Source organism: Kordia algicida OT-1, assembly GCF_000154725.1.
Taxonomy (GTDB): domain Bacteria; phylum Bacteroidota; class Bacteroidia; order Flavobacteriales; family Flavobacteriaceae; genus Kordia; species Kordia algicida.
This window is the reverse complement of the sequence record NZ_DS544873.1, coordinates 3,909,640-3,928,842: the sequence shown is the minus strand read 5'-3', so window position 1 is coordinate 3,928,842 and position 19,203 is coordinate 3,909,640. Positions and strand designations below refer to the sequence as shown.

Annotated in this window: 18 protein-coding genes; 4 read left to right on the top strand and 14 right to left on the bottom strand. The window is 32.5% G+C overall.

Annotated features, from left to right (window positions below; all coding sequences use genetic code 11):
- Positions 1 to 339 precede the first annotated feature (339 nt).
- Positions 340 to 1,293, bottom strand: a complete 954-nt coding sequence (locus KAOT1_RS16820; protein WP_007096072.1) for a C1 family peptidase — start codon at positions 1,291 to 1,293, stop codon at positions 340 to 342.
- Positions 1,294 to 1,485: 192 nt separating this feature from the next.
- Between KAOT1_RS16820 and KAOT1_RS16815 the strand changes: the two genes are divergently transcribed.
- Positions 1,486 to 1,686 (top strand): class I lanthipeptide, encoded by a 201-nt coding sequence (locus KAOT1_RS16815; protein WP_007096071.1) that lies wholly within the window; start codon positions 1,486 to 1,488, stop codon positions 1,684 to 1,686.
- 114 nt (positions 1,687 to 1,800) lie between these two features.
- Positions 1,801 to 1,995, top strand: a complete 195-nt coding sequence (locus tag KAOT1_RS16810) for a class I lanthipeptide (RefSeq protein WP_007096070.1) — start codon at positions 1,801 to 1,803, stop codon at positions 1,993 to 1,995.
- A gap of 98 nt (positions 1,996 to 2,093) precedes the next feature.
- Here KAOT1_RS16810 and dprA read toward each other — a convergent pair whose 3' ends face one another.
- Positions 2,094 to 3,200 carry a DNA-processing protein DprA gene (gene dprA / locus KAOT1_RS16805; protein ID WP_007096069.1) on the bottom strand — a complete coding sequence of 369 codons (1,107 nt, stop codon included), beginning with the start codon at positions 3,198 to 3,200 and terminating at the stop codon, positions 2,094 to 2,096.
- 102 nt (positions 3,201 to 3,302) lie between these two features.
- Here dprA and KAOT1_RS16800 point away from each other — a divergent pair, with 102 nt between their 5' ends.
- Positions 3,303 to 4,256 carry an HU domain-containing protein gene (locus KAOT1_RS16800; protein WP_007096068.1) on the top strand — a complete coding sequence of 318 codons (954 nt, stop codon included), beginning with the start codon at positions 3,303 to 3,305 and terminating at the stop codon, positions 4,254 to 4,256.
- 179 nt (positions 4,257 to 4,435) lie between these two features.
- Positions 4,436 to 4,948, top strand: coding sequence for an acyl-CoA thioesterase (locus KAOT1_RS16795; RefSeq protein WP_007096067.1), 513 nt, complete (start codon positions 4,436 to 4,438; stop codon positions 4,946 to 4,948).
- 291 nt (positions 4,949 to 5,239) lie between these two features.
- Here KAOT1_RS16795 and KAOT1_RS16790 read toward each other — a convergent pair whose 3' ends face one another.
- The 12 genes from KAOT1_RS16790 to KAOT1_RS16730 form a co-directional block, all read right to left on the bottom strand.
- Positions 5,240 to 6,802 (bottom strand): recombinase family protein, encoded by a 1,563-nt coding sequence (locus tag KAOT1_RS16790; protein WP_083777318.1) that lies wholly within the window; start codon positions 6,800 to 6,802, stop codon positions 5,240 to 5,242.
- Positions 6,759 to 6,959: a hypothetical protein gene (locus KAOT1_RS16785; protein WP_007096065.1), complete on the bottom strand. Its 201-nt coding sequence runs from the start codon at positions 6,957 to 6,959 to the stop codon at positions 6,759 to 6,761. Before KAOT1_RS16785 ends, KAOT1_RS16790 begins: the two co-directional genes overlap by 44 nt.
- Positions 6,960 to 7,616: 657 nt before the next feature.
- On the bottom strand, positions 7,617 to 8,444 hold the full coding sequence (locus KAOT1_RS16780; protein WP_007096064.1) for a hypothetical protein: 828 nt from the start codon (positions 8,442 to 8,444) through the stop codon (positions 7,617 to 7,619).
- Between the two features lie 30 nt (positions 8,445 to 8,474).
- Positions 8,475 to 8,969 (bottom strand): hypothetical protein, encoded by a 495-nt coding sequence (locus KAOT1_RS16775; RefSeq protein WP_040559637.1) that lies wholly within the window; start codon positions 8,967 to 8,969, stop codon positions 8,475 to 8,477.
- Positions 8,970 to 8,982: 13 nt separating this feature from the next.
- A complete protein-coding gene (locus KAOT1_RS16770) occupies positions 8,983 to 10,794 on the bottom strand; it encodes a SprT family zinc-dependent metalloprotease (RefSeq protein WP_162014347.1) in 1,812 nt (603 codons plus the stop codon).
- An 896-nt stretch (positions 10,795 to 11,690) separates the two neighbouring features.
- Positions 11,691 to 12,968 carry a VapE domain-containing protein gene (locus KAOT1_RS16760; RefSeq protein WP_007096061.1) on the bottom strand — a complete coding sequence of 426 codons (1,278 nt, stop codon included), beginning with the start codon at positions 12,966 to 12,968 and terminating at the stop codon, positions 11,691 to 11,693.
- Between the two features lie 19 nt (positions 12,969 to 12,987).
- Positions 12,988 to 13,197 carry a hypothetical protein gene (locus KAOT1_RS16755; protein ID WP_007096060.1) on the bottom strand — a complete coding sequence of 70 codons (210 nt, stop codon included), beginning with the start codon at positions 13,195 to 13,197 and terminating at the stop codon, positions 12,988 to 12,990.
- A gap of 398 nt (positions 13,198 to 13,595) precedes the next feature.
- Entirely contained in the window at positions 13,596 to 14,828 is a 1,233-nt protein-coding gene (locus KAOT1_RS16750) for a murein hydrolase activator EnvC family protein (RefSeq protein ID WP_007096059.1), read from the bottom strand.
- Positions 14,828 to 15,598, bottom strand: coding sequence for a DUF4292 domain-containing protein (locus tag KAOT1_RS16745; protein ID WP_238528710.1), 771 nt, complete (start codon positions 15,596 to 15,598; stop codon positions 14,828 to 14,830). Before KAOT1_RS16745 ends, KAOT1_RS16750 begins: the two co-directional genes overlap by 1 nt.
- Before the next feature lie 27 nt (positions 15,599 to 15,625).
- Entirely contained in the window at positions 15,626 to 16,555 is a 930-nt protein-coding gene (locus KAOT1_RS16740) for a tetratricopeptide repeat protein (protein WP_040559633.1), read from the bottom strand.
- Between the two features lie 20 nt (positions 16,556 to 16,575).
- On the bottom strand, positions 16,576 to 17,595 hold the full coding sequence (locus KAOT1_RS16735) for a sugar phosphate nucleotidyltransferase (protein ID WP_007096056.1): 1,020 nt from the start codon (positions 17,593 to 17,595) through the stop codon (positions 16,576 to 16,578).
- 341 nt (positions 17,596 to 17,936) lie between these two features.
- Complete coding sequence (locus KAOT1_RS16730) at positions 17,937 to 18,908, bottom strand: tetratricopeptide repeat protein (RefSeq protein ID WP_007096055.1); 972 nt, start codon at positions 18,906 to 18,908, stop codon at positions 17,937 to 17,939.
- Positions 18,909 to 19,203: the final 295 nt, after the last annotated feature.

Here is a 19,203-nt window from a genome sequence, read left to right as displayed (position 1 = left end):
CGAAGATCATTATTTGATTGTATATAAAATGCTAAATGTTGAATGCGTTTCTAAGACAAATTTAAGTGTTGTTTGAAATTAATTGATACATTTCCAAATTTTCAAATTGCCACATTAATAACGTTCTTAGGTTCGCTTCGTTTAATTCAAGGTTGTTTAGAAGATTGTTCTTTTATAACAAGTTAATCACTTCTAAATTTTTTGTCACGAATTCACGAATTGTTTGTGAGGTTTCTTCTCTTGCTTTTGATGATCTTCACAAATGGCTTACTCTTTTGTGAAGATGAGTTGAATTCTGTAGAATGTTATTTTATAAACAAATTGACAAAAAAGGGAAAATCACTTTTTATAACTCACGCGTCTTAAAATCAAAGCTTCATAGGCAAAAATTTCATGGTAATCGTAGCTAATGCGTTCATATCCGTAATAACGCCAATCTGCTCCCCAAGAATTTTTAATAATAAAACCTTCAGAATCGTACCCTACAATAGTAACCACGTGACCACCATACGGATTATAATTTGCGGTTGGCACTACAGTTCTTGAAAATGTAACAGATCTATTATTAATTCGTGTATTGATATCTGGATACAACTTTTTGATGTCAGAGTATTTTTTGTAGCTTCCATCTTGCATTAAAATACCATATCCTTCATTGGGCGTAATGGTTGTATATTTTTGTGATTTGAAGGATTTCCAAGCTGGAATATACAATTCATATGACACAGGAATCGCTTTTACGCCACTATCAAGTAAATATTGTAAATGCTTTACATTTTTACTATCAACTTGTCCTAGATATTCAAAAGAATCTAACGATAGCAATTTTGCAATTGACTTGTATTTGTATAAAAAAGAAACTGGTCCTGTTGTAGATTCTTTGAGTGCTTTTAATATTTCTGGATCGTTTTCGTTCCACGTTTCTGCTAAGATTTCTGGATATGGCAATTCGGCTTCTGTAAGAATTCCATACTTTGGCAATGACTTGATGTAGGATTTTAAAAAATTTCCTTTAGTAACACCAATGTTAGTTTCGAGTTGTTCATATTTTTGTGCCGAATACAAAAAGTTTTCACTAATATCTTTTGGCATGTTTGGCAATACTTCCAAAGCAGCCGCTACACCAAATGCACTACAAGTATTTCCGTTTCCTTGATTTTTTACAGGAGTTTGAGAACCTATGTGAATGGTACTTTTTTGAGTTCGCCTAAGTGTTTCTGGGTTTTGAAGCGTTGTTTGACTCCACACACATGAAATGCTTAAAATAAGAGTATAAAAAGGAAAAAGTTTCATCAGTGATTATTACATGTTTTAAAAATAAATATACCATTTATTTACTAAATATCAACCGATTAAAAATTATACTTCAGTAGTTTTTTCTATTGGGTAACAAATGACTGTTATGATAACTACTACATAAATCAGTTTCTTGTGAAAAGAAGCTGGTTTAGTTACAATCATATTAAAAACCATTAATTATTTACCATGAAAAAAAAGAAATTACCAAACTTAAAATTAAGCTTAAAGAAAAAGAGAATCTCTAATCTTCACGATTTGCGTGGTGGCGCTACAAAAACAGCCAATGGCGGAAACGAAACATGCTACATGTCTTGTGTTAATTTTACAAAAGCAAAATATTGTAGAGTGGACAAAGAACCAATAGGTCAGGAACCTGCAAACAATTAATCGATAACTGCATTTCTTTACACAAGAAATTTTTATCATCTATTTCAAAAATATTCTTGTTTCCAGAAACTAAGTTATCACTCAATTATATTAACAACCTTTAATTATTTTATTATGAAAAAAAAGAATTTATCAAACTTAAGCCTAAGCAAGAACACAATTTCTAACCTTGATGTTGTTCGCGGTGGAATTGCTAAGACTGCTGCTGGAGGACACGGAACTTGTTGTATGTCTTGTGTAAATTGGACAAAAGGAGATGACTGTAAAGTGGAAGAAAGACCCGCAGACCCATCACCAGCAGATCACTAAAAATTGGCTTAATTCTCAATAAATTTAACTGTCTGAAAAGTAAAAATATATGTTTTCACTATTCAGGCAGTTTTTTTAGTATTGTAGTGATTTAAATATTAAACCGCTTCAAACAACTTTCCAGGCAACGGTTTTACCACACCTTTCATTTCCATTTGTAATAAAAGCGGTGCAATTTTATGAATTGGCAATTTACATGCTAACGCAATACTATCTAACACGCTTTGCCCTTTTTCTTGTAAGTATGAATGAATGATCGTTTCTTCTGAAGATAAATCTACAAACAATTGTTTTTGTACAGGTTGAAACGGCTCTGCTTCCAATTCCCAACCTAAAAGATATACGATGTCTGCCGCAGACGTTAAAATATGTGCGCGTTGTTGTTTAATCAAATTGTTACAGCCGATACTTTGCGAATCTCCTACTCTGCCTGGCACTGCAAAAACATCACGATTGTACGAATTGGCAATATGCGCAGTTACTAAGCTTCCACCTTTTTCGGCAGATTCAATCACAATCGTAGCTTGTGTCATTCCTGCAATTAAGCGATTTCGTTTTAAAAAGTTTTCGCGATCAGGATTGGAAGTACTCCAAAAATCAGTTACAAATGCGCCATTGTCTTGTACCGATTTCATATAACGTTTATGCGCTTTTGGATAAATTTGATTCAAACCATGCGCCAAACAGCCAATGGTAGGAATGTTATTTTTTACAGAAGCTCGTTGTGCAACAATATCAATTCCGTAAGCAAAACCTGAAACAATGGTGGGTTGTAATGGTGATAAATTTTCTATCAATTCTTCACAAAACTTAGTTCCGTATGTTGTGGCTTTTCGCGTACCGACAATGCTTATCATTTTGGAAGCATTCAAATTTGCATTTCCTTTCTGAAAAAGTAAAATAGGTCCATCAACACAATGTTGCAAACGTTTCGGATACCTTTCATCTAAAAAATAATGCGTTTGTATTTTTTCTTTTTGAATAAATTTTAATTCGTTTTCGGCAGCTTTAAAATTTTCAGCATTCTGCAAATCAGAAACGACATACGTCCCAATTCCGTCTATTTTAAGTAAGTTTTCTTTCTTCTCTTTGAATACGGCTTCTGGATTTCCGCAATGTCTTATAAGTTTTTTCGCATTTACATCGCCTATTTTTGCTGTCTTTTGTAGCGCAAGCGTGTACAATAATTCATTTTCAGAATTCATAGTCATCTAGTTTTCAAAACTAAAGTTACAGGATTTTTAAATGTTAATAAAAAGTTATGCCGATATTTTATTCGCTTGATATTTTTTCTAAATTTGTTAGTAATGAGATTAGACCAATACATCAGCGACCTTTTATATAGATATGAATGTGTAACCGTTCCAAATTTCGGTGCTTTTTTAACGCAGCGAAAAGGAGCGCAAGTACATCACACTACTAATGCTTTTTATCCACCATCAAAAGAATTGTCATTTAATGCACAATTGATTTCTAATGATGGTTTGTTGGTAAAATATATTGCCGATGTTACGGGAGAAGAATACGAAAGTACGCTACAAGAAGTAACTTCTAAAGTGAGTGAGTGGAAAAAGCAATTAGAGAACTCCGAAATTGTTTCGCTTGAAAATATTGGTGATTTATCTTTAAATGAAGAAGGAAAGATTCAATTTGAACCTTCGTATCATTTAAATTATTTAACCTCATCTTTTGGATTGTCGTCATTTGTTTCTTCTGAAATTAGTAGAGTCATTGAAGAAACAAAAGAAGAATTTGCTCCTACAGTTGTTACTGAAGAAGCTGAAACAGATGTCATTCCTTTAGTGGTTGCAGAAGAAAATCGCCGATTCCGTTTTCCATGGAAATACGCCGCTGCTGCTGCCATTATCTTAAGTGCAGGCTTTTTTGGAATGCGAGAATATCAATCAAATCAACAAGTTGCTGAGCAAACCAAAGCACAAGAATCTATCAATTCATACATACAACAAGCTACTTTTTTCAATACGAATCCTGTAGAATTGCCTTCTATCACATTAAAAGTAGCGAAAGAAATTCAAAATTATCATGTAGTTGCAGGTGCGTTTCGTATTGAAGAAAATGCGCATACGAAAGTAGCTGAGTTGAAAGCAAATGGTTTTGATGCCGCTTTGTTAGGAAAAAACAAATACGGTTTGCATCAAGTATCGTATGCTAGTTTTGCCACGCGTGAAGAAGCAAGTGAAGCTTTGGCAAAAATTAAGAAAACTGAAGCTCCTGAAGCTTGGTTGTTAGTCACTGAATAAGAAATTATCGTTTTATTTATAATATGGAAAGACTGCTTTTATAAGCGGTCTTTTTTTGTGCTTTCGCGAGATAAAACAAATGACCATCATTTTGTGATTCGTTCAAGATTTCTTGTAATTATTCTGCTTTTTTAGCGTCCTAGAAAACGAATCTGTGTACCTTTGCAAAAAATGTATTGATGGAAACAAAACATCCAAAATCCTCTAAAACTATCATGACTGACTTGGTATTGCCAAGTGAGACAAATCCGTTGAATAATTTATTTGGTGGCGAATTGTTAGCACGTATGGACCGAGCTGCAAGTATTGCTGCGCGTAGACATTCTAGAAGAATTGTAGTGACTGCTTCAGTGAATCACGTAGCATTCAACCGTTCAATTCCTGTGGGAAGTGTGGTTACGGTAGAAGCTAATATTTCTAGAGCGTTTAAATCGTCTATGGAGATTTATATTGATGTTTGGATTGAAGATCGTGAATCTGGCATGCGCGATAAAGCAAATGAAGCTATTTACACGTTTGTCGCTGTAGATGATACAGGAAGACCTGTGCAAATTCCTGCTTTAGTTCCAGAAACTAAGTTAGAAAAAGAACGTTTTGATGGTGCTTTGCGAAGAAGACAATTGAGTTTGGTACTTGCTGGAAAGATGAAACCTGCTGATGCTACTGAGTTGAAAGCGTTGTTCTTTGATTAGATCGCTGACGATGTTAGATTCGCTTCGCTTAATTTAAGCGATTTAAAAATTTAATGATTCAAGGCTGTTTCGATCTTAATTGTGATACATAAAGAAGCATGTTCTTTTATGAATAAACTTACTGCTCTTAAATCTTCAACTATAAAGTTCGACTTTAGAAGAAATATTGGTTTTTAGACTTGGCTTCGCTCTTAGTATATTCGTATTTTAATTTGAATTTCCAAATCCTCTTAGGACTTGACTAATAGCTAACACCCAAAAGCTAAAACCTGAAATTTAGATTCGCTTTGCTCATACCCCTTGCGACTTTTTCATTTTGTTTGTTTTTGTGTTCATATTTATTTGATTATAATTTACTGATAATGTACTTGTTACTGTTAATATTGGACTTATTTCAAAACTTAGATAACTATCATTTTCACGGTTATAGCGAATACCATTAGGAAACAATAGGTTTTGTAATTTTTGCTTAACTGTAAAACTTGATAACTCCCATGTTTTAGGTAAGTTAGCTAATAATTTTAGCGAATTTTCAACGTATAAATTAAACTTAGACTTTTCAATACCACTTTTTTCTATTTCTTTGAGTATTTCAGCTTCTTCTGATTTTAATTTGTTGATGAATTTATTGTATAGTTCCATGTTAATTTCGCCATATACGAAACGTTCTTCTACTTTTTCAATCTTTTCTTTAGTTGCCTTTAGATTGTATTTTAAATGCTCTATAACGTCCTTATTTGATTCGTTGAAGTAATCAAAGGTATATTTCATTTGTAGCTTTAATGGTTCTATTATATGCTCGTCTATTTGAAATGAAGCTAAAAAGGTTTTGAACTTTTCATTGAGTTTGTAAGCACGTTTATATCCGCAACACCCTTTTGTGTGACCTCTGTAATAATCAAGGTTATATTTTTTTTCTGTATATCCTGTGATTGGTTTTCCACACGCATCACATTTTACAAATCCTCTCATTGGTAAGTTTGGGTTGTTCTTTCGCTGTTTGCTTCTTATCCCGTTTTTCTCGGTATTGATATTATTTACTTTTAAGAACAATTCTTTTGATACGATAGGCTTATGATTTCCTTTGACAACCTTACCATCAAGTAAACGATTTGCTAGTAATCCGCAATAGATAGGATTTCTAAATATGCGCGTCATGTGTTGCTTTTGTATGGTTAACCCGTATTTCTTTAGACGTTTTATAATCTCAACATTTGATATACTTTCATTTGCTTTCCATTCAAAAGCTTTGCGTATGAGTTTCGCTTTGTCACTATGTATTAAAATAGGGCGGTTTTGTGCATCCCTTGAATTTTTATAACCTACTGGCGCAACTCCGATATAATACCCTTGCAAAAGGCGTTGTTTCATTCCTGCGGTGGTCTTTTCTTTTCGTTGGTCATTATCGTATTTACTGAATAGTAAATTTAGGTTTTGAAAGAATGTACCTGTAGATGTTTTGGTGTCCATTGGTTGGGTTACCGAAATGACGTTGATACCTTTTTCTTTTAATTTTTCAACGGTAGTGATAGCAGAAGAACCCGCACGTGAAAAGCGGTCAATACTGTACACTATGATATTTGAAATTTTCTTTTGACGTACAAAAGTGAGCATTTTTTGATACTCTTTTCTATCGTCATTTTTCGCACTTTCATTTGTTCCACCAAAATAGGCACTTATTTGAAACTTGGCACGTTCTGCATATAGTGTACAGTATTCGCGTTGGTTTTCCAAGCTTGTATTTTCTTTTTGCTTTCCACTTGAAACTCTCGTGTAAATAACCGCTTTGTTATTATGAATAACAGTTTTATTACTCCGCTTTCCGAAGCTTTGGAATTGACTTAAATTGCTCATGTTCAATAATGGTATTATATGTTAATATTGATAGTTCTTTCATGCTGGCTATAATTCGCTTTGCTTCTGCATCTGATACATTGGCAAATCCTTTAAAACTTCTAAGTTTTTCAATAGTTAGGTTTTGTGGTGTCTTTGTATCTTTTACAATTTTCATATTCAAGGAATTACAGTTTTATACAATACTGTTAATCATGCGCTTTAGCATCTAAATTTCCTTAACTATGTATATGATATTTTGAAAATTATATTATCAATGATATAAAGATTTGTGTAACCTACATTCAAATTTTCAAACTATATTTTCACAGTCTTGGACTAAGAAAAGACAATTAAGCAATATTAAGGTGTTAAATATTATGCTAGTGGTCTTTGATTAACTTTCACAAATATTATAAAGTTTGAAAAACTACTTTGCGGTTTATGCCAGTTCGTGCTAGTTCGTGTCAAACATTTTAAGTTTATGGAAGTTCGTGCAAGTTTATGCCAGTTTGTGGAGTTTTATTTAAAAATATTACGTTCGTGGAGTTTCGTTTAAAAATATTGCGTTCGATAGGTTTTATTAGTTATATTTATAACATAGCAACATATTATATAACATATTCAATATTATATAACAAAAGCTTCAATCTTTACAATTGAAGCCTTGCGAATTTAGAATAAATATAATTTTAGATAATTATTTGTTTATAGTTTGTCCAAACAAATTATAGGCGATAAAAAGTAGTATAATAAAAAAGTTTTTTCATGTTTTCTTGAAGCCATATACAACATATATTTATAATGGTTTTTAAGAATAATTCAACAGAAAAAGTTAAAACTCATAACTCCAAGTATGATTCTTTTTGTCATATTGAAAAATAACGGGTTTTATATAAGATACTGGTATGTTGCTTTTTTTGTGATATTTGATTTCCCATTTATATATCTTTTTTGATAAGCGTATTGCTTCTTTTTCAAAATTTGAAACTGCCATATTTTCATCGACAGTAAAAGAATATAGGAGATCAAAAATTTTATCTATTTTCAGCGCATTATAGTCTCTATCAGTAGTCACCGCTTTTAAATATCCTTCTTTGTCAACATGAATTTTTATAACGGCAAACGTATTTTCGTAATTATCTTTTTTTCCTGATTTTAGTACAGCAGCTACATCTGTCAGTGGTTTTGGATTTGTAAAACCATTCTCATTTTCGTAAATATAATTTTCTAAAATAAAATCATTACCATTTTCTAAAACTTCTTGTTCATTTTCGCCAATTGCTGAAAAGTCAGGTTTTTTTGAATTGGAACAGTAATAACTAAAATTTAAAGCACCTTTTTTATTTCTGTGTGCATACACAAGCCATCTTTCTCTAACTTCTACATTCCAATCACATAATGTTGAAATGTCAGTATATAATTCTTCTGATTTTAAAACAAAACTCAATTCTTCTGGCTTTTCTCCATCTTTGTAATGTTTAGTAATTACAAATCTTACTGTATATGTTTGTGCATCTTCAGCATATACTTTTGATACAATTTCTCCTTCAAAAACAAATTCTGCATTGTAAAACTCTAATATTGGCTTTTTTGCATCACAATCACAAGCAAAAAGATAAGAGGTAAAAAGAAGAAAAAGTGCTACAATAAAATGCTTCATATTGCTATTCTTTATTTTAATCTCAAAAAATTATTCTTCACGAGAAAAACTTAAATTAACTTTTTTTACGGTATAGACATTATTTTTAACCTCTTGTTTATCTATTAAATAGATATATTCAATATCTTTTAAAAGATTGAATGTTTTTTTAAAACCAATAGAATCCATAAAAGCTCTGTTTATAATTTTAGATTTATTTATTTCTAAAAAATCTTTACTTACATTAAACTTAGAGGTTTTTTTGTTTTTGGCTAAATCGTTAAAGCTCTCATAACTCTTGTATGTAATCCAAAAATTAAATTGCTCAGACTCACAATCATCCTTTTTATTTTGATTCAAAAAAGTATAGTAATAAGTGTCTGCTTTTATCTTTCCATTTGCTAAAGAAGATAAGTTCTTTTTTACATCATTATCTGTTGCATCATAAAGAATAAATATTGATTTTTCTCCTTTGAGGTCTTGTAAATTTTGTCCCTTTAATACACCTAAACAAAACAATGTCAATATGCATATATATTTTCCCATAATAATTTTCAAATTAATTTATACAATCTTTTTCAAATAAAAACCTTCCATATTCATCAGCATACCTAAGGTAGTTAGAATATTTATGTGGATTATTCAGTATGTTATTAGCAAAATAATTAGTGTTTTGCAGTCCTTGTAAGGATAAGTATTTATAAAATTCATTCCAATTAAAAGCGACTGTATCACCATTAGGGTTTGATTCGTTTATAAATGTGTCATCTAATTCCGCAGCTTCAACATGAGCAGGAGGAATTAATTCGTCTCTAATACTAGATAATATATTTCTAAAAACAGGCAGCATTTTATCATACATGAATTCATGCTGTTCTTGACCATCACAAGCATTATTAAAATAATATTCCATTAATTCTTCAAAAGATTTATTATTTAATTCCTCTATAATTTCATCAATCGGCGTTCCTTGATTACAGTTTACATGCTTTACCATAAGATACGAATGTATAGTTTCATGTAATATTGTTTTAGCTACTGCAATTGCTGAATAGTTTTCCATATATTCTTTACTAATTCTTATTCTTAAATGTAAATTCACTATACCAGTTTGAGTATTTCTTGTAGGATTTGTCCCTGGCATTTTATCTGTTCTACCCGCAGAACTTCTAGAAAGAGTGTCTACCATAACAAAAGTTAAATGTAAATTACTTTGATTTTCTCCAAAGGTATTCTCTATCATATTTTTATAAAGAGGAGTTTTTATAAGCTTATTATAAATACACATAAATTTTTCATTTGCTGGATCAGGAAAATTTATACTATCGCAATGTTTTCTTACTTGACTTAAATCTACATTAAAAGGCGATTTATTAGAATAATATGCATTAAAGTTTTCGTCGTTCATTCCGCATAAAACATCATCATCTAAAATTACACCAACATCGCCATCATCACATGGATCAAAAACATTTCTTTTAAACATCGTTGTTGACGTACCTGAATTTCTTTGTGCAATAATCGTTCCATTACAATCTCTAATTACTAAAGGACTTCCTTGACAACAGTCATAACCCGCTTGTGGCGCATGACCATTAGCATCGCCTCCACAACCACATTGTTCATAACTAAATGTCAATCCACAATCGCCATTTGGGTCTGTAAATTGGGCACTACTATCAGGATCTCCATTACCAGCATTTACTGGATCTTCGTCTGTATCGTCATTTGGTATTCCTGTACTACTATCTGAACCGCTTGAATTTGAACCTGCGTTTGTGTCATCATCATCATTAGGATCTTGATTGTCATCAGGACAAGGCGAAAGTTGTCCTTGATCGCTGGTTATTATGCTGTTTTCAATTGTCATTGAACCTATTAAATCACCACTAGCATTAAAAGTTTCAATGGTTCCATTGAATTTAGAAAAATCTATGGTTCCTGTTTCTTCATTTATGGGAAGTTCTCCTGAAAAGGTATATTTTAAAAAATATTCATAGCTATCATTTCCTTTTTCTACAATGATAAGGTTTGTAATAGTATTTAAAGGTTCTTGAGGTGTAATGACTTTAAAAGTATGCTTTGTATTTGTTTCATTTACAACTACAATTTCTTTTGAAGTATCTACAGTTCCTAGCTCATCACTTTTTGAAAAAGATTGTGAGTTATTTAATTTGATTCTCCCTTTCTTAGTGTCGACCCTAAAGGTGTTGTTCGTTCGTTCCCTTATGTAATTGATTGCAGAGGTAGAAACATTGTTGCCTCTTTTATACTGAACTCTTAAATCTGTTGATAAATGGCTTTTTGTTTTTTCTGCTTCTCCAAACTCATCATTACTACATGAGAATAAAAAAAGTAACAAAGCGAACATAAAAATGTTTTTTTTCATTTTTATTAGTTATTTAAATTATGCCTACTCTTAGAGGGTTTTCGGCTACGCCCATTAGAAAATATGGTGCAGTTAAAGATTATGGCGATAATCACTGCATCTGGGAAAAGTTTTTAATAATAAAACTCCTTCTTAAAACATTTCACTTAATGGGGAAAAGCAATCTGCTAATTAAAAGAAATTTTAATTTGATAAAACACATATTTATAAATTATAAAAATGTGTTTTATATCTTCAAATGATAGTGGGGTATCATTTGAAATATTATTTTTAGACAGCACAAATATACGTCTATGAAAAGCAAACAAATATAGTTTTACCGTAAAATAAGTATGGTCTTTGCGCAAATCATTACTACATTACAAATAAGAAACATTTATTCCTTACGGTTTACCGTAAATATGTAAAAACATACTCTTAATTTCTTAGATAATTTCTGATTTCTTACTTGCATTTGACTGTTACTAGACTGTTATTTGATTGTTTTCTAGTAGTTTATGACAATTCGTTAAAGTTCGTTGAGTGTATTTTGACTGCTCATTAAAGACTTTTCAAAAAAAACGAAGTTCAAATTTTGAAAAAACTACTTACCACGCTACTACACTTTTAAAAGTTGCTACCACCATTACCACATTTTTACTACTATTGTATATACTACATTTATTATATAATATATTATATATAAGATAGTTATATAGATATATAAGCTATTGATTATACGGTGTGGTATTGTGGCAAATACAATTTGGATATTTCTGAAATTTTGAAAAAGAGGTGTATTTGAACTTGATTTACTTACAGGATTTGTGTAAATACTTTTAAGGCATAAAAAAAACCGCTTTACGCGGTTTTTTAGAGTGTTTTTGCTAATTGTTATACTATTTGTTATCTAGCTTAAAATCGTTCCTATATTCTTGCTGTATGTTGTTTTGTTCGCTTTCAGAAATTTCAAGTACTGGATATACTTTTCTTGCACCTATATCTTTTAATCTTTTTGATATTGGTTCTCCATAACCGCATACTTTCATCGCTCGTGATAGCTTTTTAAGTGACAAACGCATTCCCGAATGCGCATTTAATAATGTTAGTAGTTCCGAAGGCATTAAAAAACGTGCTTTTGGGTTGTCTGGCTTGCAAGGTTTAAACATTCGTATTAGATATTCTTCTTCAATACTTTGCTGTCTATATACTTGATTTGCTTTGTTAAGTTGTTTCATTTCTTCTGATGAAAACCAATACGGATAATTCTCTTTGACTAACTGTAAAGCTTGCGCCCAAACCTTATTCATATCTACCTCATGCGTATAATTGATTTTTTCTGCGCTAAATACTAAATAGCGTCTGTTTTCTGTATCTGTTAAAAACTTTGGTTCGTTTACAGAACCCATAAAGGAACATACACGTGGACGCGTCTTTGAGAACTTGTGCCATGTCTTGCGATTGGTCACACTTGGTGCGGTTATAATCGCCTTCATGGAATTAAAATCTTTTCCGAAAATCGTTTCTAGTTGGTCGTCAATATTTACAAACCATTTTTCAGCCAAATAGTTTGCTGTTGTTTGATCGGTAAGCGAAGGATTGATATGTGAGCAAACTAAATACTTTTTCATTTCAGCAGGGCAAAGCTTGTTTAACCATGTGGTTTTTCCGCTTCCTTGATTGCCTACTAAAATTAAACACGTGTGATTTATTCCTAATCCTAAACAAGTCGCAACCGAAGCTACAAGCCACTTTTTAAAATATGGTTTCCAAAGCTTTCTAAGTGCTACATCATTGACTTTAATGTCTTGAACGGTAATAGTATCGGCAAGCATGGAAATATAGTCTTTGTCATCTGATAGCATAGGTAAGCTTTCAAAATATGCTGTGATTGGATTATAGTCTGCAATGAAGTCAGAATTTAAAATTCGCCCTATAAAAGTGGGCGAATACTTAAAGCCATCCACTTGCATTTTAACCCAAATAGAATTAAGTATAGAATCGTCTAAAATTCTATACTCAACTTGGTCAATTTCTTTGCATTCTATGTTTGAGGTTAGTACATTTCTACGGAATACATAACGCAAGTTTAAATAATCCATAATTTTCTCAATGGGTGTTTTCTTTTCGTTTTCTTCTCCGTTTGTACGTTCGATATCTGTATGTTCAATTATCATTGTAATAGCTGTTTAATAGTTATTGGTTTCTAACTGTTGTGATATCTTCGGGTTCTCCTAAGAGTTCAACAATTTTCTGAACTTGTTTTGGTGTGAAGCATCGTGCAACGTATTCGCCTATACTATGCTCAATAGGTTTGAGCCATTGGCAAAATGTGTGAAGTGTGACACCATAGGCATCTGCTAATTGAACTTTTGAAACGGATTTATAACGGTATGTTGTAGACATAATTTTTCGATTTGAATGTTTTGTGAATTTTTGAATGTTCTCAGTCCAAGACTGAAAAAAGTGAAGCATAAAAAAAACCGTAGCATAACTAAGATGTAGTTATGCTACGGTTTGTATTACCTAGCTTGCTTCAAGTAGTTCAGAATTGTTTTCTAAATACTCCCCAAAAGCTATGATATCTTTGATAGAAAACTTAGATTTCGGAATCGTGTGGTATCAATTCAAAGATTTAAAAATTCAATGATTCAAGGTTGTTTCTGAGACAAATTTGAGTGTTGTTTGAAACTAATTGATACATTTCCAAATTTTCAAATTGACACATTAATAACGTTTTTAGGTTCGCTTCGAGTTTAGTTTTTTTGGTTGTTTATTTTATGAACTTGTGGCGTCATACTGAATCACATTCGATACAACCAACTTTCTGGATTTAAACGTGTGGTATTTTTGAAAACCGTGAATTTGAGTTCCGTTTTTCCTGTACTTTTGTTGGTGTACATTGTTCCGATGTTTTGCTTTTTTGAGACTTTATCGCCTGTTTTTACCGAAACCGATTGGAGTCCGAAGTACGTTGTAATGTAACTTCCGTGACGAATTACCACACATTTTACACCTTCATTTGTGGTAAACATGTATGTAACTTCGCCTTTGTAAACTGCACGAACAGGTTCGGCAACATTGGTCGCAATGACAACACCATTGCTTTCTCTGGTTACATTTGGGTTTACCACATCGCGGTATTTTCCGTAGCCTTTTACTTTGGTTCCTTCTGCAACTGGCCAAATATGTTTTCCTTTGTTTGCTGCAAAACTGTTTCCAATGGCTTTGGCTTCTGGTGTTAAAGCAAAGGTTTTGTTTGAGGTATTTTTTCCAGCTTTTTTGTTGGAACTCGCGATGGCATCACGAATAATTTTATCAATTTGGCGATCTATTTCGTCAGCTTGTTGCTGTTTCTTTTTTACTTGTGCAGTGTATTTGTTGGTGTCTTTTCGCAATTCTGCCAACATTTCATTTTGTAGCTTTTTTTCTTTTTCTAGTTCTTTTTGCACTTTTCGGTTTTCTGCAATAAGCGCTTCTTTTTCCTTTTTCTGATCAGAGTAGGTTTTGTTGAGCGTTTGTAACTCTTGTGTACGCGTTACAATGGCTTCTCCTTGCTTTTTACGATAGTCCGTATATTGTTTCATGTATTGCACACGTTTATACGCTTGCAGGAAACTTTCAGACGATAGCAAAAACATCAATCTGCTTTGCTCTGAGTTGCTTTTGTACGACTTCCGAATCATTTCTGCATAATCAGCTTTTAGCTTCGTTAAATCGTCTCGTAATTGTCCAATTTTTTTGATATTCGTATTGATTTGTTTCGTCAACAAGTTTGTTTGTTGATTCATCACTTTGACAAGATCTCTTTTGACACGAATTTTATGATTGATGCTTTGCACATCTTCTACAATAAATTTTGTTTTAGACGTGTTTTTACTGATGAGTTTGTTGATGAGTCGAATTTCTTTTTGCAAACGCAAACGCATCGCTTCCAGCTCTTTCTTTTTGTCTTGCGCCATGCTCATACCACTTACGAAAAGGAGTAAGAGTACGATGATTTTTTTGTAGCTATGTTGATTGAATGTGATTTTCACTAGATTTTAATTTCTTTGTATCCACTTGGAATTTTAAACGGAAAACGCACATCTTCATTGAACGTTATTTTTCTGTATTCAACTTGAATGGTGGTTGTTTTGTTTATTTCTTCTGCTTTAATTTCTACATTTTTTGGGAAAGCTTGCCCAGTAATTTCTTGGTACGCAGGGTAATCAATTGTAAGCAAACGTTGTTCTGCAGTTTGTGCAAGTTGTTGTTGTTTTATTTTGAAATGAAACGCATCTAATAGAAATAATCGTTTGAAAAGTTCGAAGTCACGTTTTGGCGTTAGCATGTATGCTTTGTCTTGTATTTCTGAGTTGAAACGTTCTTTTTTTAGATCGAATAATGCATCACCAATAAGTAAGTTTTGTACTTTTTCAAAATCGAGCTCAGTTCCTAGAAAATTACTGATAAGTGCAAAATCGCCTTCAAAATACGTGTTATCTAATTTGTTATAGAAACTTACTTTTTCTGGCGTAATGTACACTTTTACTAAAGATAGTGTCGCGCTTAGCCAAATAGCTTCGTCCTTTTTCATGCGTAAGCTTAAGGAGAAACTTTCTTGCGTTTTTCCATCATCAAAATTTACTTTTAGTTTCCCGCGAATCGTTTTAAAATTCAGCGCATTTTTGTAATGATTTTTGATGATGTTTCGCGTAGACAGATTTGCTACTTCTCCAGAAGACACTATTGTTTTGGTCGATTTACAACCAACAAACAAGAGCAATACTATACTTGTAATTATTATTTGGATACTGTTTTTCAAGTCTTTATTTTTAGTTTGCGTAAACGCTTATTGAATTTTTTTGAGATAATATTTTTCCTTTTTCGAATTGCCCATTTTTCTGTACGCTTCCACAAAGGTTTGATAGAATTCTTTTTCAAGTGGCGCATCGTCAATGATGTAATCTAAGCCAATTTCAAGCATTTCTATCGCTTTCTTATATTCAGTTAACGCATTTAATGCCTTTGCATTGTATAAATATAGCTTTGGTTGCGACGGAAAGTCATTTAAACCAATTTTTGCGAGCCTATTTGCCGCTTGATACGATTTGGTTTGTAAAGCATCTTCAACTTGAGCAAGAATTCTTGCATCGCCTCTTACTCTTGGTTTTGGTGTTTGGTTGATGACTTCTGCCACTTCTCCATCAGATTTTTTCTTTTTGTTGACTTGCTTTTCGAGCATGGTTTTCATGTTGGAAGCCGTAAACGATAATCCGCCTTTTTTTTCAAGTTGTTCAAGTTGTTTTAAGGCTTTTTTGTATTCGCCCATTCCTACATACACTTTGGCAACATCTTCACGAAACATCGGATTGAGATTGATGATTTTCTTTCCCGTATCTAATGCTTCTTCACGTTCATTTGTTTTGAGTTGTGCATTGAATAATCCTGTGAGATACCATTGATTTTGCGGTTTTTTGTTGACCGCCGTTTGAAATGATTCTTTTGCTTTGTCATATTCTTTTTGAGAGAAATAATTTTTCCCCAATTCAAAATAGATGGTTGCGCTTGCGTCTATTGCTTTGCATTTTAGGAGTTCGTCAATGGCACGATCATAGTTTTCAATTCCGCGTTGTTTTAGGGCTTCAAAGAAGTGTTCTTGAAACTCGTCGATGTTTTCTTCTAGTGAAATTTCTGCACTTTCTTCTTCTTGTGCATATGCATGTTTAGGAAAAAATGATAATATTCCTGCGAGTAATAGTATGCACATGTATTTTTTCATAAGAAGAATTTTAAGTGTTGTTATGCTTCAAGTGTTGAGTAATCGCCAATACTAATTTTGGTGAAGCTTCCATCAAATTTTGCATGATTTCCGATCATTGCTTCCTCTAAATTAGCATTTTTTACCGTAGTATTGGTTTGTATTAAGCTATTTTTAAGAGTTACATTTTCCAATTGCGTATGGTCTCCCACAGAAACATTTGGTCCAACGGTTGAATTTTTGATGATTACATTTTCTCCGATGTAACATGGTGGAATGATTTCTGAATCAATGATTTGTGCAGAATCTGCCACTAATTTTTCATTGTCAGCACTTAAGAAACCTAACATTTTCCCGTTAGTTTCAATGGTAACGTTTTTGTTTCCGCAGTCCATCCACTCGTCTACTTTACCAGTGACAAAACGACGTCCTTTTGCCATCATTCCTTTGATTCCATCATTGATTTGATATTCGCCACCGTGAATGATATTGTTGTCTAACACATGTTGTAATTCGTCTTTTAATACGGCAACATCTTTGAAGTAGTAGATTCCGATTACGGCTAAATCTGAGACAAATTCGGCTGGTTTTTCTACTAATTCTACAATTTCTTTGTTGTCATTTAATTTTACAACTCCGTATGCTTCTGGTTGCTCTACTTGTTTTACCCAAATGGCTGCATCTGCATCTTTGTCGAGATTGAAATCGGCTCTGATTAATGTATCCGCATAAGCGATTACCGCCGGACCTGATAGCGAATTTTTTGCACACATGATAGCGTGACCTGTTCCTAAAGGTTGATCTTGACGATAGATGCTTGCTTTTGCGCCTAAACTTTCTGCCAGTTCCGTTAAACTTTCTACCACATCGTCTCCAAAGAAAGCTGGATCACCTAATACAAACGCTACTTCTTCGATAGGTTCGCCGAGTACTTTTGCGATGTCAGAAACCAATCGGTGTACTATTGGTTTTCCTGCGATTGGGATTAATGGTTTTGGAACAGTGAGTGTATGTGGACGAAGTCTTGAGCCGCGTCCTGCCATTGGTACAATTATTTTCATTTTGTCGATATTTATATTTTGTTATTTATTGATTCGTTTTTTTGTGTATTTGTTTTTCTTACTCGGATGTGTTTTGCTATGAATTCATCAATTATTTTTGTTTACTTTCACTCATAACTCTTAACTTTTTGGTTATTCGTTGTTTGTTGTTTGTTCTGCTTACTCAAACGTGTTTTTATCACGAATTCACGAATTGTTTTTGTTTGAGTTTCTTGTGTTTTGAATTGACACTAATTTTTTAGCTTGTGCAACTTTACACTCACAACTCACAACTCATAACTTTTCAGTCGTTCATTATTCAAAAATACTTTTTAATTTAAAATTTAGAACTTCAAATTTCGTTATTCCTTGATATTGATGTTGTGCTTTTTTGCTATTTTTTGAAACTCATCCATCATATTTTCCTTTTTCATGATGTCGTATAACATAACAATGATGCTTTGTGCGTCTTTATGGTATGGTGAATTGACCGTTTTGTACATGACAAACGATTTCATAACGTTGTCTAGAGACTTTTCATATTCTTTGGTTTCCATATACATTCGGCTGATGCCGTAGTAACCTTCTGGATCTTCAGGATAGATTTCAATGAATTTTTGGTAACTTTTGATAGCGTCTTTGTATTTTCCTAGATAGGATTGTGCGATGGGTAAATTCATAAGTGGCACTCTTCCTTTTGGATCTAGTTTTAAGGATTTACGATATGCTTTGATGGCTTGTCTGTAGTTTTCTAATCTTCGGTAACTGAGTCCTAAGTTGTCCCATGCAAATGCAAATTTTTTGTCTTTTTTTACTGCTTTTTTGTAGGCAACAACTGCATTTTCATATTCGCCTTTACGGTAATATGTAACTCCTTCGTTGTAAAATTTTAATGCTTTTTCTTTGTCTGAGACTGAGTTTTCATGTTTTTCATCTGAAATCATGATGAGTTCTTTGAGTGCTGAACAGTTTCGCAATAAGTATTCTTCTATTTCATCATAGTCTTTATCGGCGATTACGGTGTTGTTCATGTCAAAATTGATAGAAATCGAATCTTTTTCAGATCCCATTTTATCTAGAGTATCTTTTACTTTTTCAAATTGTTTAAGTAATGATTCACTCATCTGCTCCGCTAAAATTTCAGTAGTGATACAACTTTTGATTTCTTTGTTTTTTTCTATATTTTTTAATTTCAAATCAATTTTTGCAATGCACTCACAAGCTTCTTGAGATATATTTTTTATTTTTTTAGCTTTTTCAGCATCACTTTCTTGCGCATGCAATATGAATGTGCTTAGTAGCAATAGACTTAGTAATAGTGTTATTTTTTTCATCTTGATTTGCTTTTGGTTGTTCTGCTTACTCAAACGTGTTTTTCACCACGAATTCACGAATTGTTTTTTGTTTGAGTTTCTTGTGTTTTGAATTGGCACGAATTTTAGCTTGTTTGACTTTTCACTCTTAACTCACAACTCTTAACTTTTTGGTTATTCGTTGTTTGTTGTTTGTTCTGCTTACTCAAACGTGTTTTTATCACGAATTCACGAATTGTTTTTGTTTGAGTTTCTTATGTTTTGAATTGGCACTAATTTTAGTTTGTTTGACTTTTCACTCTTAACTCTTAACTCA